Source organism: Dyella silvatica, from assembly GCF_026283955.1.
Lineage (GTDB): Bacteria > Pseudomonadota > Gammaproteobacteria > Xanthomonadales > Rhodanobacteraceae > Dyella_C > Dyella_C silvatica.
The window spans coordinates 1-25,723 of the sequence record NZ_JAPDPE010000034.1; the positions used below are offsets into that span (position 1 = coordinate 1).

The following is a 25,723-nucleotide window of genomic DNA, read 5'->3' on the forward strand; positions in this document are numbered from 1 at the left end:
GCATGACCGTCGTACAGCTCAACGGCAGCACGGTCGGCACGTATACCTACAACGCCCTGGGACAGCGTATTGCCAAGACGTCCATGCTGCCCCAAGTGAGCAGCCAACGCTTTGCCTATGACGAAGGCAGTCAGTTGATCGGCGAGTACGGCACGATCAATCGCGACTACATCTGGATGGCAGGCTTGCCGGTGGCGATGGTTGATACCAACGGCACGACCAGCACCTTTAATTATGTGCACGCAGATGGATTGGGTACGCCACGCGCTATCAGCAATGCTGCCGGCATCACGCAGTGGCTGTGGTCTTACCAGGGCAATCCGTTTGGTGAGCAGCAGCCTACGTCAAGCAGCGGCTACGTCTTCAACCTTCGCTTTCCTGGCCAATACTTCAATCTAGAGTCAGGGCTGGTCACTAACGGATTTAGGGATTGCTACGAACCTGCAACGGGGCGCTACTGTCAGTCTGATCCCATGGGGCTCAATGGTGGTATCAGTACTTACGCCTATGTAGGTGGGAACCCGTTAGTGTCTGTGGACCCTACTGGCTTGGCAGATGAAGACGAAGAGGAGATGAGGGAGGTTCTAACCGAAACGAGCCCATTCGTCCTGACACAGCTCAAAACGCTGATGAGACAAATTCGGGCCATCGACCCGGACTATGCCTATCAGACAATTGGCCCAGCCGGCAGCATTCGTTACACCGAAGCCGACGTCGAATTCCTTGCTTCAGTCCTTCGAGACATGCAGCGTGAGGCCATCTATAGCACCTGCCCTGCCGTTCAAGGATCGAATGTACGCGGCGCATTGACAAATAGAAGCACCTTCCGCAACGCCACAGTTCAGAAAGCTTGGGACAATGCAGAGCCGGGTCCCAATGGTGGGCGCCTGTGCTTTACTTGCAAAACGGAAGTGCTTGTCCCCCCCTTCAGCGGAGAAAAGCGAGATTGGGACGGCAGTCACGTTCCCTCGTGGACAAATCGTTACTTTCCGACCTCCTCAACAAGACAAGATATAATAAACGCCTACCAAGAAGGCGTTAGGCTTGAATGCATTGGATGCAATCGAAGCGGCCAAAATAACGATGGGCGATTCAACAAATGACAAATATAGTTGAGCATTTAGAGAAGTTTTCAGGTCAAATTGCTGAGGGCTGGAGCAAAGATGCCGATGGCAATTCCATGCCGTTTCAGGTTGTTCGCACCGAAAGCGGCCCCATCGAAGGTAGCGTGACATTTGCGACTCTGGGGCTAAGCAATCACCCTTTAAAATCAACGCTATCCAATAAGATCATTCGGCAAGAGCTGATAATGCTTTTTCGCGCCGACGCCGTACCATCCAATATCGTTGGAATTATTCAACAAGCTGGGTTAGAGGCAATCACACGTGGGCACGCCTACCTAAGAGGTGAAGTTATTGGACCACGCGGAGCGTTATTCCCATCGTTCGAGCCTAAGGCGCTTTATGTAACGATTCCCGTCTATTTTCCCGATGAGTTCACCTCTGTCTCAACGGAAAAAATAGGGGACGTAATTTTTGCGTGGCTAGTTCCTATGCTCGATGACGAAGTCAGATTCGAAGCCGAGCATGGCTGGGAAAAATTTGAGGATCGGCTAGCAATTGTGGACCCAGACCTCTACGACTACACCAGAGCCACTTGAATCTAGGCCTTGGTCTTTTAGGGTTCAAGGTGAATCATTGGGATCAGGAAAATGTCAGAGTTGACAAAGGGGCGCGAGTTCCAGCCTCGGGAATAGCATGTCACCCATGCCTCACTTTTAATTCGTAGTCCGGCAATCCCCCGCCCGTTAGCTGGCGCCAGAAGTGGAATTTTCTCGTAGTCTGCCCCGAGGAGGTTCCATGAAGAAATCCCGAATCACCGACAGCCAGATTCTGGCCGTGCTCAAACAAGCCGAGGCCGGTACACAGGTGCCGCAATTGTGTCGCGAGCACGGCATCAACTCAGCAACGTTCTACAAGTGGCGCAGCAAGTTCGGCGGCATGGACGCATCGCTGATGTCCCAGTTCAAGGAGCTACAGGACGAGAACTGGCGCTTGAAAAAGATGTACGCCGACGCCCAGCTCAGCGCGGAGCTGCTGAAGGAGGCGATGGAAAAAAATGGTGAGGCCATCTCAGCGCCGAGAGATGGCCCGCTGGGCAGTTGAAGGCGGGCGTTCGAGCATCCGGCATGCCTGCCAGACATTCGCGTTGAGCGAGACCGGGTATCGCTATCAGGCCAAGGCACGCGAGGATAACGCGATGATCGCCGATGGGCTGGTGAGGTTGACCACGGCGTATCGTGACTGGGGCTTCGGGCTGTGCTTTCTGCACCTGCGCAACGTGAAGGGCTTCGGCTGGAACCACAAGTGCGTCTACCGCATCTACCGGGAGTTGGAATTGAACCTGCGGGTCAAGCCGAAGAAGCGGCTTGCGCATGAGCGGCCTGAGCCGCTGGCTGTACCCGAGACGATCAACTAGGTCTGGTCGATGGATTTCATGCACGACCAGCTCAGCGACGGGCTCAGTTTCCGGCTATTCAACGTGCTGGACGATTTCAACCGCGAGGGACTGACGATCGAGGTCGACTTGTCGCTGCCCTCGACCCGGGTGATTCGCTCCCTGGAACAGGTCATCGAATGGCGCGGCGAGCCCGCAGCGATCCGCTGCGATAACGGGCCCGAATACATCAGTGGCACCTTGTTGGCCTAGGCCGCACAGCGCGATATCCGGATCGATCACATCCAACCAGGTAAGCCGCAGCAGAACGCTTACGTCGAACGTTACAACCGAACCGTGCGCTATGCGTGGCTTGCACGGACCTTGTTTGATTGCGCAGGACATGGCCACACGCTGGCTCTGGACGTACAACCACGAGCGCCCGAATATGGCGCTCGGCGGCATCACGCCGATGCAGAAATTAGCCCTTGTTGCCTAGCTCCACTTTTGGCGTCCGCTAAAAGCGGGGGGATTACCTGAGCAGACCTGAGCCGAATGACTACGCTAATAGCAAACACCTCGCCGCCAACGCCCGGCCATCTCCCGCAGTCGCCATAGCGCGTCCGAGATATGGCGATAACGCGCGTCGATGCCAATCATGGTGGGCGTTCTCGCGTAAGGGAGACCCTCATGTCGCTGCGACGTCGCACCTATATCCAGCATGCCTTTAGCGGCGGTGTCCGCATACTGTTGCTTTGCGGCAGCATCGCCGCCTATGCGCAAACGGTGGCGCCGGTAGCGTCATCCTCATCCGCCGCATCGCCGGCGGCTGGCGACCCAGGGCAATTCGACCTCGGGCAACCCTTTGTCACCAAGTACGCGCGTTTTCAGCCGGTGCCGTTCGACAGCATTCCAGGGTGGCGCACGGATGCGGTGCGCGAAAGCCTCGCTGTGTTCAGTCGCAGCTGCGCGGTGTTGGCGCGCAAGGATGCCTGGAGTACGGCCTGTACCGGGCTGACGCCGGCCGACGGCAGCAGCGACGACACGGCACGGCACTTCTTCGAGGCGCATTTTCAGGTTTATCAGGTGATGAACCCGGATACCTCGATCGATGGCCGCATCACCGGCTACTACGAGCCGCAGCTAGATGGCAGCAGCGAGCGCAACGAGCATTTTCGCTACCCGGTCTATGCCCAGCCGCATGATTTGTATGAGCTGGATGCGCGCTCGCTGAGTGGCGCCAACCGTCAGGCCTTTCGCATCGAGGGCAACCGTCTGCTCGCCGCCGCACCGGGCAGCAGCGATGCGCACGATTACGAGCTGGCGCTGCAGGACAGTAGCGCCGGCGTGGCCGATAAACGCTATCGCGTGCGTATCGACGGCGAGCGCATCGTGCCTTATTACAACCGCCAGCAAATCGAGAGCTCGGGCATCGACGCCGAGGTGATCGCCTGGGTCGACGACGCCTACGCGCTCTACTCCATGCAAGTGCAAGGCTCGGGCAAGATCCGCCTGCAAAACGGCAACCTGATCCGCGTCGCCTATGCCGAACAGAATGGCCAGCCGTTTCTGCCCAATGCCTCAGCCAGCGACAGCGCCCTGGCCGACAGCGCGATCAAGACCCGCGGCCTGCGCCTGGGTGCAGCCTCGGCCGCCGGCACGGCGGCCAACACGAACGACGACGTAAGCGCCATCATTGCCCAGCTCAAACGCAGCGGCGATCACCCCGCCGGCTATCCAACCCAGGCCAGCGCGCCGACGCCGGTCGCCGCCGCGACCGGCTCGGCACCGCGCACTGCGCAGGTTCAATCGATGATTGAACAGCTGGGACGACACAGCGGCAGTCCGCCGACCGCCACCGTGCAGGCAGCGACGGCGCCACTGCCTGTTGACACCCCGGCGCCCAGGGCCCGCGACCCGCAGGTGCAGGCGATGATCGCCCAGCTGCTGGGCAAGGCGCCAGCCAGCGCGGCCGATACATCGACGCCGGCACCGGCAACCCATCCGACCATCACCATGACCGGCAGCGAGGCGGCGCGCATGGCCGTCGATCCGGGGCACAAGAAAACCGCCAGGTCCGGCGTCGGCGCCAGCAGTGGCATCGGCGATCCCAGCTATGTGTTTTTCCGGGTGATCCCGGATGGTCCGCAAGGCCCCTTGGGCGCACTCGGCGTGCCGCTCACCGCCGGCCGCTCGCTGGCGGTCGATCCGCGCACTACGCCACTGGGCGCACCGGTCTTCGTCACTACCGCGGCACCGCATGGCGCCGGCACCATCGACCGGCTGATGTTTGCGCAGGATACCGGCGGTGCGATTCGCGGCAGTGTGCGCGGCGACTTTTTCTGGGGCTTCGGCGACGACGCCGGCAATATGGCGGCGGCGATGAATGCCAATGGCCGGATGTGGTTGCTGCTGCCCAAGGGGCTGACCCTGGGCGCGCTCAATCCACGGGTACGCACACGCAGCCTGGGCAGTTCGGCCGCGGCGCCTGACTGCGTGATTCCCGACGACCAAAGCTGCGTAGAGAACTGAGCGGACACCACCGCAGCGCCGCAGGCACGGTGGCGCCGCCGCATGCATGGTCACCGCCATAGGTTCTAGACCCTCCGATGGATATCGCCGCCTGCGCCATCGTTCGAGACTTCGATGGAGCGCGGCAGGGGCCGCGACCCATTGTCATGGCCATGCTCGACGAATTGCTGCCCTATTACGAAAACGAGCTGACCAGCCTGCGCTCGCTGTCGAAGGAGTTTGCCGCGCGCTACCCGAAAATTGCCGCGCGGCTGGCACTGGAAGGCGACGTCTGTGAAGACCCGCATGTGGAACGGCTGATCGAATCGTTTGCCTTTATCGCCTCGCGCATTCACAAGAAGCTGGACGACGATTTTCCGCAGATCACCGAAGCCCTGCTGTCGGTGCTGTATCCGCACTACCTGCGGCCGATACCGTCGATGTCGATCGCCCAGCTTGCCGCCACCCCAGGCGCGGAACTGAGCGGCGTGCAATCGCTGCCGCGCGGCACGCCCTTGTTGACCCGTGCGGTGCAAGGCATGCCGGTGCGCTACCGCACCGCTTACCCGGTGGATGTGTGGCCGCTGAAAGTCAGCGAAGCGGCCTTCGAGCCGGTCGAGCGCTCGGCCTTCGCCGTGCGTGGCACCCATGTCGCGGCTACCGTGCGTATTCGCCTGGGGGTCGTCGGCAAAGCCAGCCTGGCCGCCTTGGAGATCCGCCGCCTGCGCTTTTATCTCGACGGCGAAAGCCCCTTGGTGCATGCGCTGCACGAGTTATTGCTCAACAGCGTCGAGGCGATATCGGTGGTAGCGCCCGAGGGTGAAACGCCAGTGGCCGCGCAGACGCTGGCGGCAGAAAACATCCGCGCGGTCGGCTTCGATAGCGACGACGGACTGCTCGACTACGACCCGCGCAGCTTTCTTGGCTACCGCCTGCTGCAGGAGTACTTCACGCTGCCGGAGAAATTCCTGTTCATCGATATCGATGGGCTGGACCTCAAGCGCTTCAGCCGCTCGGTCGAGCTACGCATCGCCCTGCGTACCTTTGGACGGCCCGAGCGTGCGGCGCGGATGGAACAAACCGTCAACCGGGATACCTTCCGGCTGCATTGCACACCCATCGTCAACCTGTTCACCCAGCAGGCCGAGCCGATCCGTGTCAGCCAGGAACTGAGCCAGTACCCGGTGATTCCCGACGTGCGCCGCCCGCTGGGTCTGGAGGTGTATTCGATCGATCGCGTGCAACGCCTGACCCGCAGCGGCGACACCGCGGTCGGCACCGAGTTCTTGCCATTCTTCTCGACCCGCCATGGCCTCGGTAGCGAGGACAAGGGCTGCTATTGGCACGCCCAACGGCAGCCATCGGCGCGTCCCAATGACGATGGTACCGAGGTCGCCATTGCCCTGGTCGACCGTGCGATGGACCCGTGCGTCCCGGCGGTGGAAACCCTGTCGCTGTCGATCACCTGCACCAATCGCGATCTACCGTCGCTGCTGCCGTTTGGCGGTGAGGAGAGCGCCTTGCAGATAGAAAACGGCGGCGTCATCGGCCAGGCACGCTTGCTGAAAAAGCCCACCCCGACCTGGCGCGCACCGATGCGCATGGCCAATCAATGGCGGCTGATCTCGCACCTTTCACTGAATCATTTATCGATTGTCGAAGGCGGCCGCGACGCCTTGCTGGAAATTCTCAGCCTGTACAACTTCACCGACTCAGCCACCTTGCGCAAGCAGATCGCCGGCATCGTCGAGGTCAGCAGTCGCCCTTCGCTGGGCCGGATCGGCAAGGCGCCGCGACAATCGTTCGTGCGCGGCACCGAAATCGAACTGCGGTTTGACGAAGAACAATACGTAGGCTCGGGAGCCTATCTACTGGCCCGGGTACTGGAACTGTTTTTCGGGCTTTATTGCACTGCCAACTCGTTTACCCGGCTCACCGCACACAGCCTGCAGCGCGAAGAGCCGCTGGCGACTTTCGCCCCGCGCGCCGGCGCGCAGCCCCTGGTCTGAGATGGAAGACAGCCAAGTCCCGCGCGAATCCACCGTCGCCACACCGTCACTGCTGGCCGGCGCAGCCAGCCTGCCCGGCCTGGCCCCACGCGCGCCGCTGGATGGTTTGCTGCGCGAACCGCATCGCTATGGTTTCTTTCAGGCGGTGCGCCTGCTTTACCACGTGCATGGCGTGCCGCCCCGCTCGGGCGCGGCCGGCCTGCGCGAACCGCTGCGCTTCACGGTGCCGGCAAGCCTGAGTTTTCCGGCCAGCGAATTGCACGCGCTAAAGCATGACGCCGATGCCGCGGAGCACGCCGCGCGTTACCGCATGAGCGTGAACTTCGTCGGGCTCACCGGCCCTTCCGGCGTACTTCCGCTGCACTACACCGAATGGCTGATCGCGCTACAAAAGTTCCGCGATCCGGCGCCGCGCGATTTTCTGGATATCTTTAACCATCGTTTGATCGGCCTGTTCTGGCGCGCCTGGGCCAAACACCGTACCGAGCTGAGTGAGGAGTTCGGCACCCATCGTATCCATGGCGGCCACAACGTGCTGCGCCATGTCTATGACTTGATCGGCCTGGGCACACCGGCGCTGCATGCGCTGGCCCATCCCGCACACCACGACGCACGCAAGAGCAAACTACCGGGCACCGCGCTGGGCTATTACAGCGGACTGGTCGCGCAGCGGCCGCACGGCGTGGGCGCCTTGACCCAAGTCGTCGGTGACGTCGTCGGCGCCACGGTCGAGGTGATCGGTTGTCACGGTACCTGGCAACGCATCCCGCTCGCCGACCGCACCCGGCTGGGGCGCAGCAACCAACGCTTTGGCGACGGCTGCGTCTTGGGCAGTCACTACTGGGACCGGCAAACCACGGTGCGCCTGCGCATCGGCCCGTTGAGCCTGCGCCGCTTCGAAGCCTTGCTGCCACATCGCGAACTGCTTGGCGCGGTGGTCGAGCTGCTGCGTTTTCTTACCGGGCTGGCGCTGGATCTGGACATCCAACTGCTACTGCGTGCCGAGGCGGTGCCACGCACGCGCATCGGCGGCAGCCGACCCGCGCGCCTGGGCTGGAACAGCTGGCTGGCCGGGCGGCGCAGCGAACAGGCGGCCGACGAGTGCCGCTTTGTCTTCATGGGGTTGACTTGAAACCCGCGCGCCGGGCTGGCCGGCAGCATCACTGTTTACTAAGGAGATAGGTCATGGCGGTAAACCTGCGAGCACTGGTGGCACGACTGAACACCACCTGCCGAGGCGCAATGGAAGGGGCCGCCGGCCTGTGCCTGTCGCGCACGCACCACGATGTGGAAATCGAACATGTCTTGTTGAAACTGCTGGAGGTCGATAACAGCGACATCCGCCGCATCCTGCGTCAGTTCGATATCGCCCCCGAAAAACTAGAGCGCGAACTGGGCCAGATTCTCGATGGTTTCAAGACCGGCAACACCCGCACCCCGGCGTTGTCCGCGCATATCCCCGAGCTGCTGGAACAGGCATGGACCTATGCCTCGATCGAGTTTGGCGAAACCAGAATACGCAGCGGTCACCTGTTGGTCGCGTTGCTGGCGGTGCCCGAGCTGCGCCGGCTGGTGGCGGCGAAGTCGCTGGCCGAGGTCAATATCGAAACACTGCGCCAACATTTTCCTGCGCTGGTCGAGGCCTCGGCCGAAGCGCGCGAAGCGCGCAGCTTCGGCGACAGCGATGGCGGCACTATCGGCACGCCCACCAACCCGGCGGAGAGCGGCAAGCCGAGCGCCACGCCGAACCTCGACAAATACTGCAGCAACCTCACCCAGCGTGCGCGCGAAGGCAAGCTCGACAGCGTGCTCGGACGCGATGAGGAAATCCGCCAAATGGTCGACGTGCTCACCCGCCGCCGCCAGAACAGCCCGATTCTTACCGGCGAACCCGGCGTGGGCAAAACCGCCGTGGTCGAGGGGCTGGCCGCGCGCATCGCAGCGGGCGACGTGCCGCCGATTCTCAAGCAGGTCGAGCTGCTATCGCTGGATCTCGGCATGTTGCAAGCCGGTGCCAGCGTCAAGGGCGAATTCGAGAATCGCCTGAAAGGTGTGATCGACGAGGTCAAAGCCAGCAGCAAGCCGATCATCATGTTTATCGACGAGGCGCACACGCTGATCGGCGCCGGCGGCCAGGCCGGCCAGAACGACGCCGCCAACTTGCTCAAGCCCGCGCTGGCGCGCGGCGAGCTGCGCACGATTGCCGCCACTACGTGGGGCGAGTACAAAAAATACTTCGAGAAAGACGCCGCGCTGACCCGTCGCTTCCAGGTGGTCAAGGTCGAGGAGCCCGACGAGGCCAAGGCGGTGACCATGTTGCGCGGGGTCGCCAAGGCGATGGCACTGCATCACCAGGTCCGCGTGCTGGATGAGGCCGTCACCGAAGCGGTGAAGCTGTCCGCGCGCTACATCGTCGGCCGGCAGCTGCCCGACAAAGCCGTCAGCGTGCTCGATACCGCCTGCGCGCGAATCGGCATCGGCCTGAATGCCATACCGGCGACGGTCGAAGATGCCCGCAAGCAGCGCGACGCGCTGGCCACTGAACGCGAACAACTGATCAAGGAGGCCAGCGGCGGCAGCGACCACGGCAAACGCATCGCCGAGATCGATGCCGAAACCAACGCACTCCAGGCTAGCCTGGAGACGCTGGAAGCACGCTGGAAACAGGAGCTGGAACTGGTCGGCCAGATCCACGCCCGACTCGATGCCGTCGAGGCACTGGCCGCCGATGCGCCCGAGCGCACCGCCGCGATCGACGAACTCAACCAACTGCGTGCCCAGCTCAAGGCCGTGCAAGGCCCGTCACCGATGGTCAACGCCCTGGTCGATGCCAATACCGCGGCGCAAATCATCGCCGCCTGGACCGGCATCCCGGTCGGCAAAATGGTCGCGGACGAAATCCAGACCATTCTCAAACTGCGCGAGCAACTGGAAGAACGGGTCATCGGCCAAAGCCATGCGCTGGAGGCTATAGCCCAGCGCGTACGCACCTCACGCGCCAACCTGGAAGACCCGAACAAGCCCAAGGGCGTGTTTCTGCTGGTCGGCACCTCGGGTGTGGGCAAAACCGAAACCGCGATTGCGCTGGCCGACATTCTCTACGGCGGCGAACGCAACATGATCACCATCAATATGAGCGAGTACCAAGAGGCGCATACCGTCTCCAGTCTGAAGGGCTCGCCGCCCGGCTATGTGGGCTATGGCGAAGGCGGGGTACTGACCGAAGCCGTGCGCCGCCGCCCCTACTCCGTGGTGTTGCTGGACGAAATCGAGAAAGCCCATCCGGATGTGCTGGAGCTGTTCTTCCAGGTCTTCGACAAGGGAGTGATGGAGGACGGCGAAGGCCGCGAAATCGATTTCAAGAACACCATCATCATCCTCACTTCCAACGCCGGCACCGAGCTGATCATGCAGGCCTGCTCGATTCATGGCGTGGTGCCCACCACCGAACAGCTCAACGAACTGCTACGGCCGGAATTGCAGGAGCACTTCAAGCCGGCCTTTATCGGCCGCACCACGGTAATCCCGTTCTATCCGTTACAAGACGAGAACATGAAGAAGATCGTGCGGCTGAAGCTGGGCAAGATCGCCCGCCGCATCGCCGCCAACCACGGTGCCCGCTTCGACTACGACGACACCCTGGTCGAAACCATCGCCGCGCGTTGTACCGAGGTCGATTCCGGCGCCCGCAATATCGACAACATCCTCAGCGGCAGCCTGCTGCCGGAGATCGCCGCTGAGGTTCTGGAGCGGATGAGCCGGAGCCAAGCCGTGCAGCGCATCCATGCCAGCGTCGGCGAAGACGGCCGCTTCGCCTATACCTTGTCCGAAGCCTGAGCGAACGATGCCGCAACCAACGGTCGGTACGCCCGCGCGCCGATCGTTCAACGACGCCACGTGGATCGGCGCTGGTCGAAGCGAACTGGCCATTCGACCGACCAGCCCGGCGGATATAGCCACACGGCCTAGACCTTCCCGCAAATAGGCATCGCGATAACGAGTCCGCAGGATAGGCACCTTGCCATCAAGCGCGTGCCGCCATGCCGTTCACCACTCGCGAACGTACCTTCACCCTGGGCACGCCGCTGGGCGAAGACGAACTGCTGATCCAGACTTTCGAAGGCAGCGAGCATCTTTCGCAGCCGTTTCATTTCAAGCTGACCTTGTTGTCCGAGCGCGACGACATCACCCCGGACAAATTGATCGGCAAGCGGGTAACCCTGGGCATCGAAACCGCCGATGCCGAACGCCATTGGACCGGCCTGGTATCCAGCTTCACCCGGCTGGGCACGCGCAAAGCGGCCGGCACCAGCGATGAAACGCTGACCACCTATCACTGCGAGATCGTGCCCTGGATTCGGCTGATGATGCTGAACGAAGATTGCCGCATCTTCCAGAACCAGAGCATTCCCGAAATCGTCGAGGCGATCTTCGCCGACTTTCAGTTCAGCGACTACGAGTTCCAGCTCACCGGAACCTACGAACCGCTGGTGTATTGCACCCAGTATCGCGAGACCAATTTCAATTTCATCGCACGCCTGCTCGAACGCGCCGGCATTTATTACTACTTCCGCCACGAAGCCAAGACCGAGACCTTGGTCCTGGTCGACAACAAGGACGGCAACCCGCCGCTGGATCCGCCTCAGATTCGCTTCGGGCTACATGGCAACTATCAGGATGGCGACACCATTTCGGGCATCAGCCGCAGCGAGCTGATTCGCAGCGGGCGCATCGTCACCCACGATTACAACTTCGAAAAGCCGGCCACCGACCTGACCGCCAGCGCGGATTCGATGGTGAAGATCGGCGACAACAGCAATTACGAACGTTTTATTTCGCCAGCCGGCTACACCGAGCGCAACCAAGGCGAGAAACTCGCGCGCTTGCTGGTCGAGGTCGAAGAATCCGAGCACGAAACCTTGCGCGGCGAAAGCGATGCCCGCCTGCTTACCGCCGGTTACGTCTTCGATCTCGAGGATCACCCTGACGACGATCTCAACCAGCGCTTTCTCATCGTCAGCGTCGAGCATCATGGCAACAACAACCTCGATGGCGACGGCAGTAGCAGCTATCACAATAATTTCTCGGTGATCCCCCACGACGTGCCTTACCGCTCGCCGCTGACCACCGCCAGGGCGCGCATGCCCGGCCCGCAGACCGCGGTGGTGACCGGCCCCCCGGGCGAAGAGATCTACACCGACAAGCATGGCCGGGTGAAGGTGCATTTTTTCTGGGATCGCCGCGATCATCACGACGACAAGAGCAGTTGCTGGCTACGCGTGGCGCAAACCTGGGCCGGACGCGGCTGGGGCAGTTTTTATCTGCCGCGTGTAGGCATGGAAGTGATTGTGGATTTCCTCGAAGGCGACCCCGACCGCCCCATCGTGATCGGCTGCGTCTACAACGGCGACAACACGCCGCCCTACGAGCTGCCCGGCGAAATGACCAAGTCGACCATCAAGACCTGGTCCAGCAAGGGCGGCGATGGATTCAACGAGCTGCGTTTCGAAGACAAGAAAGGCAGCGAGCAGGTTTTCATCCATGCGCAAAAGGATCTCGACCTGCGCGTACAGAACGACAGCCGCGAGTGGGTAGAGCAAGATCGCCACCTGGTGGTCAAGCGCGACCGCCTGGAAGAAGTTCACCGCAGCCATCATCTCTATATCAAGAAAGATCATGCCGTAGAAATTGCCGGCGACGACAACCTCAAGATCAGCGGCAAGCAGGCGATCAAGATCAGCGGCTCGCAGTCGGTCAAGGTCGACGGCGCGGTCGGCGAATCGTTTCAAAGCCACAGCGAGCAGGTTGCCAGCAATTACTACCTCAATGCCGGCGCCAACGTGGTGATCGAAGCCGGCGCGATGATTACGCTCAAGGTCGGTGGCAACTACATCACCATCTCGCCGGCCGGGGTGACCATCGTCGGCACCATCGTGATGATTAACAGCGGTGGGCCACAAGCTTCCGGCTCGGCCGCTTCACTGGTGCCGCCACTGGCCGTGCTTGCCGCCGCGGTGGCCGACAAGGCCATCCCCGGGCAAAAGATGGATGTCTCGCCGCTGGGCAAGACACGGCCGGCCAAGCCGCCGGGGCATGCCGCCGTGCATGATCCCGATGCCGACGAAAACAAAAAGAAAACCCACTACATCGAAGTGGAACTGGTCGACGACAACGGTAAGCCCGTCGCCGGCGAAAGCGTGCGCGTCACGCTACCCGACGGCAGCACCGTGGCCGAAGGCACCACCGACGAAAAAGGCCGCTACAAAGTCACCCATATCGATCCCGGCCAATGCAAGGTGAGCTTTCCCAACCTCGATCAAGACGCCTGGAAACCCGCCTGATGCCTGCACCGGTACGTTCATGATCGATCCAGACAGTGCCGCAACACAGCCGCCATCGGGCGACCTGCAAGGCAGCAGTGGCGGGGTGGCGGCACGCCACACCGAAGCAGCGCCCCTGCTACCGCTGGTGGCGCCGACCACCGACGACGCCTTTAACCTGATCAAGGCACCGCTCAAGCCGATCGCCTGCTGGCGTGTGGATGACGTGCGCTTCGAGTTCGGCTCGTCATTCGTCAAGCCCGGCGCCGCAGCCGAGCTGCAGCTATTGGCGCAGCTGATGAAGGCGCACCCAGGCAGCCCCATCACTGTCTTCGGCCACGCGGACCCGACCGGCCGCGACGATGACAACAAAACGCTGAGCGGGCGCCGCGCCTGCGCTATTTATGCCGCGCTGAGCCGCAAAACCGAGCTCTGGGAAAAACTCTACCGCGAGCCGCAAGGCGACGACCGCTGGGGTGACAACGCGCTTAGCAGCATGTTGATCGCGCTGGCGCCGGCGCCGGCAAACGAACCCGCCGCCGATGACGCGGCCGCAGTGCCGCCATCGACGACGCCGCCGCAGCCCAGCGAAGCAACCCTCGACGACTACCGTAGCGACGCAGCCAAACGCACCCAGTTGTACCAGGACTATATGGATCAGTTGTGCGGCAGCAGCTTCGTGCTCAGCGATAGCGATTTCCTGGCCGGCGGACAAGATGCCGGGGGCAAGGGCGATTACCAGGGCTGCGGCGAGTTCAATCCGTTGCTGGTGCTGTCAACGCAGGACGACGATGCCTCGGACGCGGACAAGCGCCGTCTTCGCGATGCCAGTAACGCACCCAATCGCCGCGTGCTGATCTTGCTGTTTCAAGCCGGCGCCCAGGTCGACCCGGCCAAGTGGCCCTGCCCGCGCGCCGCCGACGGGGTTGCCGGTTGCACTAAGCGCTTCTGGTCCGATGGCGAACGGCGACGGTCCGGCCGATGGCCGGATCGCTCGCGCAAATACGATCAGGACAAAGACACTTTCGCCTGCCGCTTCTATGATCGTCTGGTCGATGGTTCCGCCTGCGAACAGGCGCCGATGCCGGTGTTGTTTCGGTTTCGCAATGAAGTCAGTGGCGAGCCGGTATGTCAGGCACAGGTGCAAGTGCTGGCGCCAGACGGCAGCAGCCAGATGTATATCACCGACGAACGCGGCGAGATCATGATCGTCGGCCATCCCGGCACGGTATACCGCGTGACGCAAATCGTCTCACCGGCGATAAGCACGGTGGCGTCCGTAGAAAACAGTGAACTGAGCGACCATGCCTAATCTGGACGATGTGCTCAACAGCGGCACTTTGTTGCGCGCGGCCCATGGCCATACCGGCACCGGCGTCGGTGTCAGTTCGCCGCTGCCGGAGCCTGACCCGAGTGCGCAGCAAGACAACGCATTGAAATCGATCTGGCATTACCAGCTCGACTTCATGTCCAACTCGGCGCAGCTAGCCCATATCAGCAACCTGTCGTGCCGTGTGCGCGGCATGAATTTTATGAATATGCCGGTATGCGAATCCATCGATTGGGGCCCGGTCTCGGTAAGCGCGCGCGGCAACACCATCGAGGTGCCGCTGACCGCGCCGTTTCTGGTCTTGAGCGAGTACCTGCAAAGCGGCCACGTACCCGACAGCAGCGCCGGCTTCTGGCAACTCGAAATGAACACCGACCTGAGTTTTCAAAACGTGTTCTGCTACGACCTCGGTCCAGCCGAAGCCAGCTCGCCGCCGGCGCCGGTGGCGGACAACATCTACAACAGCCCCGGCTTTATGCCTGACCCGGCCAAACCCAGCATGCCGGTCGACGCTGTATGCGGCACGGTATGCACGATCAACTTGCCCAATCTGTATATCGTGGTCGTGGTCAGCCTGGTCTGCGGCAAGGAGCGCAACAACTTCGAACCTGGCGGCGTGCTCGGTGCCGGGCGCATTTATCCGTTGATCCAGGTGATGGCGAATCAGCCGCTCGACAACATCGTCGCCGAGATCAAGCTCAAGCGACCCAAGAGTATTCCGCCCGGACACAGCAAGATGGGCAAAGAAGACATGCTGCCGCCGATTGGCCCGGAATTCTTTGCCGATATCAACAACAGCGCCATGCCGCCCACGACCTGGGACACCACCTTCAGCCACTACACGGTCGAGCCGGCGCTCGGTGACTACGTCATGGTCGACCCGGCCAAGGCAGCCAGGACGATTAGCGGCGCCGTCGCCAAGGGCAAGGTCAACGCGCTCACTCCGTGGGGCCCCGATACGCAAAGCAGCCAGCCGTTCGATATCGAAAAATTAGCCGGCCAGGGCGAATTCGACAGCCTGCATCTGGCCCCCAGAATGCTGGCACCTGCCAAGGTTTTAAGCGCGTATCCAAACGACCCGACGCTGAAAGAAATCGCCATGGCGCCGTTTTGCGTACACGACTGCATGCATACGCATGTGCGCTGGGGCAATAGTTTCGTCACGCCCAAACACGTAAAGGGCTGGGATGGCTTTACGCCTTATCAGAAAGCCGGCGCGCCCTTGGTGCCGCCAAACCAGAAAATTACCTTTACGTTGTTGAGCCACTCGGAGTTTCGCTATGCCGCGCAAATCGCTTCGAACATCACCGCGGGCATGTGGCAAATCGTCAATCATCACGGCTCGGCTTATGCATTGGCCGTGTATCCGGCCGGCGAGGCGATCAAGTTTGGCCTGCCGGTGCTGATTCTTAAAATCTATGGGGAGACCATGTTCAATGATGAGGACGATACCTGGGCGATGTTTTATTGGCATCTGCGCTATTCGCGTGGAGCAAACCACACCCTGGAGCGTGTCCAGGTGATGGATCTGGCCAAAGCCCGCGGCTAGTCGATAACAGCGCACATGGAATACATCATTCGACAAGGCGATTACCTCTCCAAGGTGGCCCGGCAATTCGGCTACGCGGATTGGAAAATTCTCTGGAATCACCCGAGCAACGCCAAGCTCAAGAGCCAGCGCAAGAATCCCAATGTGCTGTACCCGGGCGATGTGCTGTTTATCCCCGAAAAGGGCGATAAAGACCTCACCCGCCCCACCGATAACACCCATCGCTTCACAGTCAAGGGCACGCCACTCAAGTTAATCGTGGTATTGGATCATCCATATGCCAAGCCGCTGGCGCATACGCGCTGCGACCTCTCGCTGGAGGGCGGCAGCAGCACGGTCACCACCGATGGCCACGGCAAGTTTGCGCAAGATATCGCCCCGACCACCGAAGAAGTACGCATCATCGTGCGCAAAAGCGGCAGCCCGATCGACGGCTTGCTCATCCCTTTGCGCGTGGGTTACCTCGACCCGGTCGACGAGTTGTCCGGCCAGCGCGAGCGCCTGAACAATCTGGGCTACGCCGCGGGCGCCCCGGCCGAGGCCGATGCGACGGCGCGCGATAAGTTATTTCGCTCGGCGGTGGAAGAGTTTCAATGTGACCTGCAGCTTCAGGTCGATGGCATTTGCGGCCCGCTTACCCAGGCCAAGCTCAAATCCACCCACGGATGCTAGGGCCTGTTCACGCTATTCGCGTAGCCCGCGCCGGGATCTGTTTGCGCGCAGGGCAAGGAAGAGTGAGGGAGTGTACGTCCGTACACGACCGAGCGATGACGCCGCCCTGCAGGCAAACAGACCCGGCCCTAGGCACCGCCATTAGGCCTTTCGCCTTACCACCAACGGGCGCCGCGTAGTCCGAACTGTCTATCGATTGCCGCGCCGAGTCCTGCCACATTAAGCCCGCTTTCCAGCATCGACCACGCCAAACCTGCGCCTCGCCGTCGCGCATGATCGGACCCGCCATGAACGCTCCCGCTTCGGATTCGCTGTATGAGGTAGGCAGTGACGAAAGCCTGGCCAGCATCGCCAAGGAGCATGGCTATTTATGGAAGACGATCTGGGAACACAGCAACAACGCGGCCCTGCGCAAGCAGCGCAAAAGCCCGAATATGTTGGTCGAAGGCGATCAATTGTTTCTGCCCGACAAGGGCGATAAAAGCGTGGCCAAAGCCACCGATACGCGCCATCGCTTTATCCGCAAGGGCGAGCCGACCCGGCTTAAGCTGCAATTGCTGAACATGGATGAGCCGCGCAAGAACGAGCCGTATACGCTGACCTTCGGTGACCAGGTGATCCACAGCAACACCGATGGCGAGGGCAAGATCGACCAGCCGATTCCCGGCCAGACCAAATCCGCCACGCTGATGCTTAACCAGGGCAAAGAGGTTTATCAGGTCGCCATCGGCGAACTCGATCCGCTGGATCAGCCCAGGGGCGTGCAGCAACGGCTAAGCAACCTCGGTTACGACTGCGGCGGCGAACAAGATGAGATCGGCGACGCCACCCGGGAAGCGCTGCGCCGCTTCCAGTGCGAGAACCAGCTGAAGGTAAGTGGCGACGTCGATGACGCTACCCGCGCCAAGCTCAACCAGCTGCATGTGTGAGCGGCCACGCGAAGGAGAGCCACGATGGGACTGTTAGATCAAGCCGGCCAGGCGGTTCAGGGCCTTACCGACAAGGCGACGGATAACCCGGTCAGCCAGGCCATCGACAGCGTCGCCGGCGGTCTCAACCCCAAGGCCGCTGCCGGCGCCAGTGGCACCCCGCATTATGTGGAAGGCGATGCGCTGAATGACAGCGCCGCCAAGACGGCTTTCCCGGTCAAGCCATCGCATAACGACGGCGGCAGCGCCGAATTGCTTCACGTTCCGCTGGTGCTGAAAAAACCGATTCAGTTCATCCATTTCAGTTACGCCCACGACGACAGCTGCGATAGCTTTCCCGGCGAGGCCGGCAGTCATGGCCTGGCGTTCCGCGATGCGCTGATTCGCGAAGACGTCTTGCTGTATTCGTTTGCCCGCTCCGCCCAATGCGTACTGCAGCAGGCCAAGGCCAGCAAAGGTGCCGCCGGCGCCATGCTGGAAACCGCCAGCTCGCTGCTTGGCGGCAGCCAGACCGCCTCCGCCGGGCCGGAGACCTTCGACCCCATCCTGGCGCAGATCCGCAGCGCCGGCGACGCGGTGAACACGCAGGCGCCGGACTACCCCAGCGTGCACGGCAGCGGCGTCAAGCTGGCGCAGGCCTGGGCCACGCTGGGTAAAACTTGCAAGAGCGCGCTCGATCCGGCCAAGGGTGGCGGCCTGGGCCTACCGTCGATTCCCGGTCTGAGTAATCAATTAGGCCCCAGCGTGCCCAGTGCGGTGATGCAGATTCCCGCCTGGCTGTTCAAGGTGCAGGACGCTTACCAGGCGATGTACAACGTCGCGCGGGATGCCTACGAATGGCAGATCATCAAGGCCTGTCACGAGTATTCGATGTCGGCGATCCAGAACGACTGGCGACCAAGCTACGACATCTGGTTTCTGCGCGACAAGCCGGCCGATAACAGCCCGGATGGCGACAAGTCCAGTGCGCTCGAAAAGACCCTGAAGAATGCGCAAAGCAGCCTCGCCAGCCTGCCCCTGCTCGGCGATAGCGGGCCGGCAACAAGCGCCGCCGACAGCTTGCACGACCTGCAAACATCGATCGCCAAACGACGCCAGGATGCCAGCGATCGCGCGGGCGATATCACCGGCTGGCTGGCTACGGTCGAGTCTGAACAAGCACAGATGCCGGATGGCAGCGCCGCCGCCTTGAGCAAGGCGCTTGCCGTGCTCAGCAGCACGCCGCCATCGCAATCGACCCGCCTGAAGGCAGGGCTCGGTCAGGCCATGGCCAATGGTTTGGCCAAAGGCCTGTTGGGCGGCGGCGATGGCAGCGCGCCGACCTTGCCGCCGTTTCTGGAGACCTATGTCAGCACCATCAGCGACATCGCGCTGACCTTGCTGCCGAAGATCTACTCGCATCTGCACGGTCGCTACGGCCTGCCCTCGCAAGCGCTGGTACTGGCCGCGGTGCACGACGCGGTAGCCACCCGTATCGTCGACTTGATCTGGTCGTTGATCTTCGGCGAGTCCGCGCCGGGCCCGGGTGCCAATGACAAGAAAGACCTGCAAAAAAGCGGCAGCTCGATCATCGACAACCTTGGTCAGGGCGACCTTAGTGCCGAGAAGCTGCCTACCGTGTCGCAACTGGAAAACAAACTCGCCGACCTGGTGCTCGGCTTTATCCGCGACCAGGGTCATTATGTGGATTGCCTGATCGATTTCGTCGCCGAAGATCTCTATCGCGAGCTGCTTGCCGCGCACGACGACTGCGATCAGCGCGATGTACTCAGCATGGAGATTTATCTCGGCCGCCTGCCGATGCTCGCAGCCTTGCTGACACGCAATCTGGTGTTCCCGATATTCAACCTGGTGCTGAAAATTTTCGGCATCGGCGACAAGCTGGCCGGCTTGGTATGGGACCCAGTCAAGCACAAGCTCGATCAGGCGGGGAACATCGCCGATACGGTCAAGGACGACAAAGACAAGCTCCGCCACAGCGGCGAGGATGTCGCCGCCGGGGCCAAGCGCGCTGAAGATGCGATTGACAAAAAGCAGGAGCAGATCGGCACGGACGTCAAGCAGCTGACCTCTGGCACCCAATTCGACGGCGTCGGTGAAGCTATCGGCCTGGCCAACCAAAAGGCGCAACAGGCCAACCAGCTCAAAAACGATGTATTCGATACCCCCGACGAGGTGATGAAGGCGGCCAAGGGCGATTCGAATGACTCATCATCGACAGCCGATGCAAAAAAAACCGGCAGCGGTCCAATCTCCGCCACCCGCAAGCCCAGCGGCAGGGCCGCAACGGTAACTGCCGGGCAAATCGAACAGGCCGGCCGGGTCGATCCCGAAACCGAAGCGCAAGCCATCGCGGCGCGCGCCGCCGACAACGCCGCTGATAGCAAGGGCAGCTCGTCAACCCCGCTGCCCGGCGGCAGTGCGATGGCAAACCCGTTGTCCTGAGTCGCTCTGTTCAAATTTCGTGACGCCAGCGTTCGATAAGCGCAGTGGTGTGACGTCATTCATCCGCCCAGCACCAACCAGCGCTGAACGCGCCACCGTGCGATGGCGTAATGGGTCAACGATGCCGATCAGCCCACGTTCTTGCACTCGAACCGGCCGGATCAGGCGGAGCATGCAGCTCCTCGCTATCCATGCCGCCGCAAGCCTCTGGCGCAGGTCGCAAGCGCCCATCAAAAAAGGGTATGCCATGTTGCCCCTGAAAAAATTCGCACCGGCCGTCCTCGCGCTATCGATCAGCACCATCATGCTCGAAGGCTGTCCCAAAGCGGACGACAACACCCCGCCGCCCGCACCCGCGCCGGCGGCGACTGCTCCGGCACCCGCCGCGTCGGCTCCGCAAAGTACCTATGTGCCGCCAACCGCGGAACAGCTGCGGCAGCTGGTGGCGCCGATCGCGATCTTTCCCGACAAGTTGGTGGCGCAGGTGCTTGCCGGCGCGACCTATCCCGATCAGATCAGCGCGGCTTATGACTGGCAGTCACAGAACCCCGGCCTGAAGGGCTCGGCCCTGCAAAACGCGGTCGATCCAGAACCCTGGGATCCCAGCGTGAAGTCGCTCACGACCTTCCCCGACGTATTGCACCAGATGGCTAGCAACCTGCCCTGGACCACCGCCCTGGGTGACGCTTACGTCAACGACCCGACCGATGTGATGAACGCGATCCAGGTGTTGCGCGAGCAAGCCGCCGCCAGCGGTCACCTGAAGTCGAATGCGTACATGAACGTGGTCACCGTACCCAGCCACAGCGACAACACGATGCCCGAGCCGGTAACCAGCGATGTGAGCGACGATCCGCCGGTCTATGCCGGACCTGCCGTGGTGGAGGCACCGGCGCAAGTGATCGAGATCGCACCATCGAATCCCGACGTGGTCTATGTCCCCACCTACGACCCTGCCGTGATCTACGGCGACCCGGTGGTGCTGTATCCCGGCTATGCCTACGACTGGCCGCGGCCGATCTATTACGGCCCGTACTATGGCGGCCTCGGCTTTGGCCTGGGCATTGCCATCGGATTCGGCTTTGGACACCCGTGGGGCTGGGGCGCCTGGGGTATTCACTGGGGCCCGCATTTCCACGGCTACGGCGATCGTGGCTGGGGCTATCACGGCCCAGCCGTGGTCTATAACAACCAGACCTATATCTCGCACTCGACCACGGTGATCAATCACTTCGGCAATGGTTTTCGCGGTAATGGCTTCCGTGGCAACGGCTTTCAACACATGCCGCCCGGTGCCCCGGCGGGAGCAGCGTTTGCCCATGCGCCGGTCGCCCCTGGCGCAGCCGGCGCACGCCCTGCGTTCAATCCTGCCAATCGAGCCATGGCCGCAGCCCACATGCCGACGCCGATGGCCGCGGCGGCACGGCCTAACTTCAACAGCATGAGCATGCCGCGCTTCTCGCACGCCATGGCGACCCCCGGCTTTCGGCAGAGTCCTCTGGCAGCCAATGCGCATGCCGCAGGCATGAATACTGCCGGCATCACGGCACGAGCTGGCGCCATGAACCGCGCGGCGCCAATGGGCCCGATGCATGCCGCAGCCTTGACCAATACGGCTAACTCGTCTCACTTCAACTCGCCGTCGTTCGCCGCACAGCAACGCGCTGCCAGCCGTCCCTCGTTTGCGGCGGCATCGCGACCGCTCGCGCAGGCGCACGCAGCAGCACCGCCAGCGGCACCGCAACACATGGCATCGTTCAATCAGCAGCCTGCGCGCGCACCGTCGTATCGCCCGGCCGAAAACAACCGGCCGTATCAGCCACCGCGTGAGCCAGCCCATGCGTACACACCGGCGCCGCGACCCAACTACGCCAGCGTCAATCGGCCCAGTGCGCCGGCCTATCATCCGATGCCGAGTGCGCCACGTTCGTACTCGCCGCCCAGCCGTCCATCCGGTGGTGGCGGTGGTGGCGGTCACGCGGCATCCGCGCGGGCGCCGAGCAATCATCATGCTCGATAACATCAGGCCCGATAAGATCAGGCCCGCTAAAGGACACCGGCGATAAGCGAGCCGCCAATCGCGCCGGGTGCCTGACCCGGCGCGTTGGTATTCAGCGGATGGTATTCAGGGAATCTGCTCGGTCACCTGGCCGGGGCTGGCCACGCTGATCACTCCCGCCCACAAGCACTGGCAGGTGCAGGTATTGTCGAGGCAGGGCTGATTGCCCAGCAGCACCGTCGGCGCGCCGGGTATCCACGGCGCAGGCGTATTCGGAATGCACGGCTGCGGCGTCAGCACACCCAGTGCTGCCGCTGTCGCCGCCGCCACTTGCGGATTGGCCAGCGACATACACATGCCGAACGGCATGATGTTGGTCATCGGCAGGTGATCCTGAATGGTCGCCGCGGGCTGACTCCCCGACAACATCTTGTTGATCGGCAAGACCACCAGCGACGAAGGCGCCACGCCGAAGCTGCACATCAGAGTGGCGCCGTTGACGACGTGAAGCGGCATGATCGTCGCTCAGCCGCCGCCGCTGGCAACGATCTCCACACGGCGATTCTCGGCCGCCGTGGGATCGGCCTTGTTAAGCAGTTCGTCAGCGCCCTTGCCTGCGGATTTAAGCCGTTCGGCGGCGACGCCGTGACCGACCAGGTAATTTTTTACCGCGGCGGCGCGCATCTGCGATAGCCGCAAGTTGTATCCCGCCGAACCGACGCCATCGGTGTGGCCAACCACCTGGAAACTACGTCCCTTCAATTCGTCGGATGACAGCGCGCTGGCGAGATTGCTCATGGTGGTTGCCGATACGCCTTCGATGCGGTCCGAATTGAAAGCAAACTGGATCTGCATCGAGATCGAAGCCGGCGGCGGTTGCGCCGCGGCGGTGGTGGCAGCGGCGGCCGAGCCCAGACGCAGCGAACGGGTCGGCCCGGTATTCACCGAATCGTCCTTGTTCACCTTGAGTTGATCGACGATCGACTTCACCGACGGCACCTCGGATGACGGCGCCGGCTGTTTGGCATCCTGCGCTGCCGCGACCGTAACGAGCGCGAACACCAGGACACCACCGAAGCGGGACAGTGCGCGAATGGGTTTCATGGAATCCTCCTGGGCACAACGCGAAATACGCCGTGCTGAATCGACAAACGTACTGAAGCAACCAATGGACGCCGCAAAGTCTGTGGTTCGGCCGGCTTTTTTTCGATATGCAATTCGCTCTATGCCCGATGTTATCGGGAATGTTCCGATCTACCGGGCGCAGACGGCGTTCAGCAACGCCGCGGTGATCTTCGCGCGGACGACCACGCTGACGCCTAGGCCTAATAGAACAGACCATCCCTAGGCCGAATTCCGTATCGAACCGCAGCGGGCTCGCCATTAAATTGATGACGGCGCCCCACTAAATCATGCCGCACCGTGTTGACCTGCGAGCCGATGACATGCTGTCCACGCCAGCCGCCATATCCCGCCATCCGGCTCCCACCGAAGACACGGCCGATGCTGCGCGGGTAACCCGCGCGCCGATCGATTCGCGGCGCAGTCTCGGCCTGCTGTCGCGACTGTTCATCGATGTCGTGCTTCCCGGTGTCATCGCCGCTGGCTCAGTGGTGGTGATTCTCAGCCTGCGAGAACACAGTGGCTGGTTCGCGGCCATCGGCGGCGCTGGCGTCGTGCTTCTGGCCCTGTTGTCCGGATGGAGCTTGCGCCACCACGTGCTGCTGCCGCTGAAACAGCTGCGGACGGCGCTTGCCGACGTCGTCGAGGGGCGCGAGCCAGCACCGCTCGAAAGCCATGACAGCGGCGAGTTCAATGAGCTCGCCGGGCTGATGCAGCGGCTGTCCGCGCTGCTCGCCGAGCACCGCCTCGACCGCGCGTCGATCCAGCGCAACAGCGCCATCGACGCACTGGATCAGCTGCGCCAAAGCCAGGCCGCAGTACGCGGCAAGTCGCAGTTCGTCGCCCAGGTCAGCCACCATTTTCGCCAGCCGCTGCAGGCCCTGCAGCTGTTTACCGCCAGCATGCATCCAGGCATCGGCGAGCAGCAGGCGGTGCTACAGCAGATGCGCGCCAGCATCGGCACGATGACCCGGCTGCTGGATGCCTTGTTGGAGATCTCCAGGTTGGATGCCGGCGTTGTCGCCACCCATACGACGTGTTTTACCGCCGGCGAGCTCTTTCGTCGCGATCAGTCGTGGTTGTGCAGCGAGGCCGCACGGCGCGGCATGACCCTGCGGTGGCACGACGGCCAGCATGCCGTGCACGGCGACCTGGAGCTGGCCTCGCACCTGTTGCTGCTGCTCGCCACCAACGCAGTCACCCACACCCAGGCGCAGGGCCGCGTGCTGATTGCCGCACGGCGCAGTGGTTCATCGGTACGGATCGAGGTGCGCGACAACGGCCCGGGCATCGCGGCCATTCACCAGCAACGCATTTTCGAAGAGTTCGTGCAATTGCATGGCGGCGATGGCGATCGGCGTGAAGGTTACGGCCTGGGCCTGGCCATCGCCGAACGTTTGGCTCGGCTGCTTGGCACACGCATCGGGCTGCGCTCCGAGCCGGGGCGCGGCAGTCTGTTCTGGTTTGAACTACCCAACGCAGCACCCACGCAACACAGCGGCCTGCGTAGCCGGCGCCGTATGCCGTATACCTGGCGATAGCCCGACCTGCCGGCGCGTCCGCCGAACGGGCTATGTCCTCCTGCAAATAGGCCGCGGCCTCCGCGCTGGCTAGCCTGCAAGTCTCGAATGGCCCGGCAAGCATGCCGACTGCCTCGCGCCCCTTGGAGGGAGACCACGTGCGATTTCAGATCTCGTTGGCCCGGCTTGCCGCCGCCGTCGCCATCGCTTACGCCAGCACGAGTGCGGCGCAGGATTTGCCGGCCTTGCATTCACACGACCCGATGGCTGTCGATACCTCGGCCGCGCTCAATGCCCAGGCGCGCATGGAAGATGCCGATACGGCGCTTGCATTAAGCGCGGATGGCGCCCTGCTATACGGCGCACAGCCGCTGAAGATGGACGGCTATCAGTATTGCAGCCAGGCCGTTGCCTTGGCCGAGGATGGTGACTTTCGCCGCAGCGCGCGCGCCGCCAGCCAGGCGCTGTACCTGGCGCAACAAGGCAAGGATAGTGAGCTTTCGGCTCGTGCGTATCGCGACCTGGCCATTGTGTATGGCTATGCCGGCGACGACGAGCGCGCTTCGGCGTTTGCCAACGAGGCGCTGAAAATTCCGTTGAAGGATCCGAGCAAGGTCGTCGGCCCGTCGCGCAAGGTGCTGGGCGATGTCGCTACGCGCCAGGGCCGATATGCCGATGCGGTGATCGCTTACCGGCAGGCGATGGAAGCCAGCTCGGCCCAGTACCGCCCGTTGGTGCAGTTATCGCTGGCCAACGTCTTGATCGATCAAGGCGATACCAACGGTGCGCGCGAACAACTGCAGGCGCTCAAAGCCACCCAGATCGACGACAGCCTGGTCAATCAGGTGCAGCGCACCGAAGCTCGTTTACTGCTGGCCGAG

At 62.3% G+C, this 25,723-nt stretch carries 16 protein-coding genes and 1 pseudogene; 15 read left to right on the forward strand and 2 right to left on the reverse strand.

Annotation, left to right across the window (positions count from 1 at the left end):
- The 14 genes and pseudogenes from OUZ52_RS08870 to OUZ52_RS08935 form a co-directional block, all read left to right on the forward strand.
- On the forward strand, window positions 1-1,103 hold a 1,103-nt coding region (locus tag OUZ52_RS08870; RefSeq protein WP_323135330.1), incomplete at its 5' end, for an RHS repeat-associated core domain-containing protein.
- On the forward strand, window positions 1,100-1,660 hold the full coding sequence (locus OUZ52_RS08875) for a suppressor of fused domain protein (RefSeq protein WP_266158029.1): 561 nt from the start codon (window positions 1,100-1,102) through the stop codon (window positions 1,658-1,660). The genes OUZ52_RS08870 and OUZ52_RS08875, both read left to right, overlap by 4 nt.
- 199 nt (window positions 1,661-1,859) lie before the next feature.
- A pseudogene (locus tag OUZ52_RS08880) lies at window positions 1,860-2,935 on the forward strand (IS3 family transposase).
- Between the two features lie 191 nt (window positions 2,936-3,126).
- Window positions 3,127-4,968 (forward strand): MltA domain-containing protein, encoded by a 1,842-nt coding sequence (locus OUZ52_RS08885; RefSeq protein ID WP_266158030.1) that lies wholly within the window; start codon window positions 3,127-3,129, stop codon window positions 4,966-4,968.
- A gap of 77 nt (window positions 4,969-5,045) precedes the next feature.
- A complete protein-coding gene (gene tssF, locus OUZ52_RS08890) occupies window positions 5,046-6,956 on the forward strand; it encodes a type VI secretion system baseplate subunit TssF (RefSeq protein ID WP_266158031.1) in 1,911 nt (636 codons plus the stop codon).
- 1 nt (window position 6,957) lies between these two features.
- The gene (tssG, locus tag OUZ52_RS08895; protein ID WP_266158032.1) at window positions 6,958-8,088 is read left to right on the forward strand and encodes a type VI secretion system baseplate subunit TssG; all 1,131 of its coding nucleotides are present in this window, start codon (window positions 6,958-6,960) and stop codon (window positions 8,086-8,088) included.
- Between the two features lie 53 nt (window positions 8,089-8,141).
- Complete coding sequence (gene tssH, locus OUZ52_RS08900; RefSeq protein WP_266158033.1) at window positions 8,142-10,793, forward strand: type VI secretion system ATPase TssH; 2,652 nt, start codon at window positions 8,142-8,144, stop codon at window positions 10,791-10,793.
- A 203-nt stretch (window positions 10,794-10,996) separates the two neighbouring features.
- Window positions 10,997-13,297 carry a type VI secretion system Vgr family protein gene (locus OUZ52_RS08905; RefSeq protein ID WP_266158034.1) on the forward strand — a complete coding sequence of 767 codons (2,301 nt, stop codon included), beginning with the start codon at window positions 10,997-10,999 and terminating at the stop codon, window positions 13,295-13,297.
- Window positions 13,298-13,316: 19 nt separating this feature from the next.
- Window positions 13,317-14,588 carry an OmpA family protein gene (locus OUZ52_RS08910; RefSeq protein WP_266158035.1) on the forward strand — a complete coding sequence of 424 codons (1,272 nt, stop codon included), beginning with the start codon at window positions 13,317-13,319 and terminating at the stop codon, window positions 14,586-14,588.
- Window positions 14,581-16,155 carry a hypothetical protein gene (locus OUZ52_RS08915; protein ID WP_266158036.1) on the forward strand — a complete coding sequence of 525 codons (1,575 nt, stop codon included), beginning with the start codon at window positions 14,581-14,583 and terminating at the stop codon, window positions 16,153-16,155. The genes OUZ52_RS08910 and OUZ52_RS08915 overlap by 8 nt, the downstream gene beginning before the upstream one ends.
- 15 nt (window positions 16,156-16,170) lie before the next feature.
- Window positions 16,171-16,827: a PGRP and LysM peptidoglycan-binding domain-containing protein gene (locus tag OUZ52_RS08920; protein ID WP_266158037.1), complete on the forward strand. Its 657-nt coding sequence runs from the start codon at window positions 16,171-16,173 to the stop codon at window positions 16,825-16,827.
- Between the two features lie 287 nt (window positions 16,828-17,114).
- Entirely contained in the window at window positions 17,115-17,756 is a 642-nt protein-coding gene (locus OUZ52_RS08925; protein WP_266158038.1) for a peptidoglycan-binding domain-containing protein, read from the forward strand.
- Window positions 17,757-17,780: 24 nt separating this feature from the next.
- Entirely contained in the window at window positions 17,781-20,201 is a 2,421-nt protein-coding gene (locus tag OUZ52_RS08930) for a hypothetical protein (RefSeq protein WP_266158039.1), read from the forward strand.
- 247 nt (window positions 20,202-20,448) lie between these two features.
- Window positions 20,449-22,221 carry a DUF3300 domain-containing protein gene (locus OUZ52_RS08935; protein ID WP_266158040.1) on the forward strand — a complete coding sequence of 591 codons (1,773 nt, stop codon included), beginning with the start codon at window positions 20,449-20,451 and terminating at the stop codon, window positions 22,219-22,221.
- A 105-nt stretch (window positions 22,222-22,326) separates the two neighbouring features.
- Here OUZ52_RS08935 and OUZ52_RS08940 read toward each other — a convergent pair whose 3' ends face one another.
- On the reverse strand, window positions 22,327-22,716 hold the full coding sequence (locus tag OUZ52_RS08940) for a DUF4280 domain-containing protein (protein WP_266158041.1): 390 nt from the start codon (window positions 22,714-22,716) through the stop codon (window positions 22,327-22,329).
- A 9-nt stretch (window positions 22,717-22,725) separates the two neighbouring features.
- Complete coding sequence (locus tag OUZ52_RS08945; protein WP_266158042.1) at window positions 22,726-23,304, reverse strand: OmpA family protein; 579 nt, start codon at window positions 23,302-23,304, stop codon at window positions 22,726-22,728.
- 308 nt (window positions 23,305-23,612) lie between these two features.
- Here OUZ52_RS08945 and OUZ52_RS08950 point away from each other — a divergent pair, with 308 nt between their 5' ends.
- Window positions 23,613-24,863 (forward strand): sensor histidine kinase, encoded by a 1,251-nt coding sequence (locus OUZ52_RS08950; RefSeq protein ID WP_266158043.1) that lies wholly within the window; start codon window positions 23,613-23,615, stop codon window positions 24,861-24,863.
- The last annotated feature ends 860 nt before the right edge of the window (window positions 24,864-25,723 follow it).

Coding starts and splice junctions, on each gene's coding strand:
- tssF (WP_266158031.1), top strand. CDS start 5,046: ATGGATATCGCCGCCTGCGCCATCGTTCGAGACTTCGATGGAGCGCGG.
- OUZ52_RS08875 (WP_266158029.1), top strand. CDS start 1,100: ATGACAAATATAGTTGAGCATTTAGAGAAGTTTTCAGGTCAAATTGCT.
- OUZ52_RS08910 (WP_266158035.1), top strand. CDS start 13,317: ATGATCGATCCAGACAGTGCCGCAACACAGCCGCCATCGGGCGACCTG.
- OUZ52_RS08925 (WP_266158038.1), top strand. CDS start 17,115: ATGAACGCTCCCGCTTCGGATTCGCTGTATGAGGTAGGCAGTGACGAA.
- OUZ52_RS08940 (WP_266158041.1), bottom strand. CDS start 22,716: ATGCCGCTTCACGTCGTCAACGGCGCCACTCTGATGTGCAGCTTCGGC.
- OUZ52_RS08930 (WP_266158039.1), top strand. CDS start 17,781: ATGGGACTGTTAGATCAAGCCGGCCAGGCGGTTCAGGGCCTTACCGAC.
- OUZ52_RS08935 (WP_266158040.1), top strand. CDS start 20,449: ATGTTGCCCCTGAAAAAATTCGCACCGGCCGTCCTCGCGCTATCGATC.
- OUZ52_RS08915 (WP_266158036.1), top strand. CDS start 14,581: ATGCCTAATCTGGACGATGTGCTCAACAGCGGCACTTTGTTGCGCGCG.
- OUZ52_RS08885 (WP_266158030.1), top strand. CDS start 3,127: ATGTCGCTGCGACGTCGCACCTATATCCAGCATGCCTTTAGCGGCGGT.
- OUZ52_RS08905 (WP_266158034.1), top strand. CDS start 10,997: ATGCCGTTCACCACTCGCGAACGTACCTTCACCCTGGGCACGCCGCTG.
- tssG (WP_266158032.1), top strand. CDS start 6,958: ATGGAAGACAGCCAAGTCCCGCGCGAATCCACCGTCGCCACACCGTCA.
- OUZ52_RS08920 (WP_266158037.1), top strand. CDS start 16,171: ATGGAATACATCATTCGACAAGGCGATTACCTCTCCAAGGTGGCCCGG.
- OUZ52_RS08950 (WP_266158043.1), top strand. CDS start 23,613: ATGCCGCACCGTGTTGACCTGCGAGCCGATGACATGCTGTCCACGCCA.
- tssH (WP_266158033.1), top strand. CDS start 8,142: ATGGCGGTAAACCTGCGAGCACTGGTGGCACGACTGAACACCACCTGC.
- OUZ52_RS08945 (WP_266158042.1), bottom strand. CDS start 23,304: ATGAAACCCATTCGCGCACTGTCCCGCTTCGGTGGTGTCCTGGTGTTC.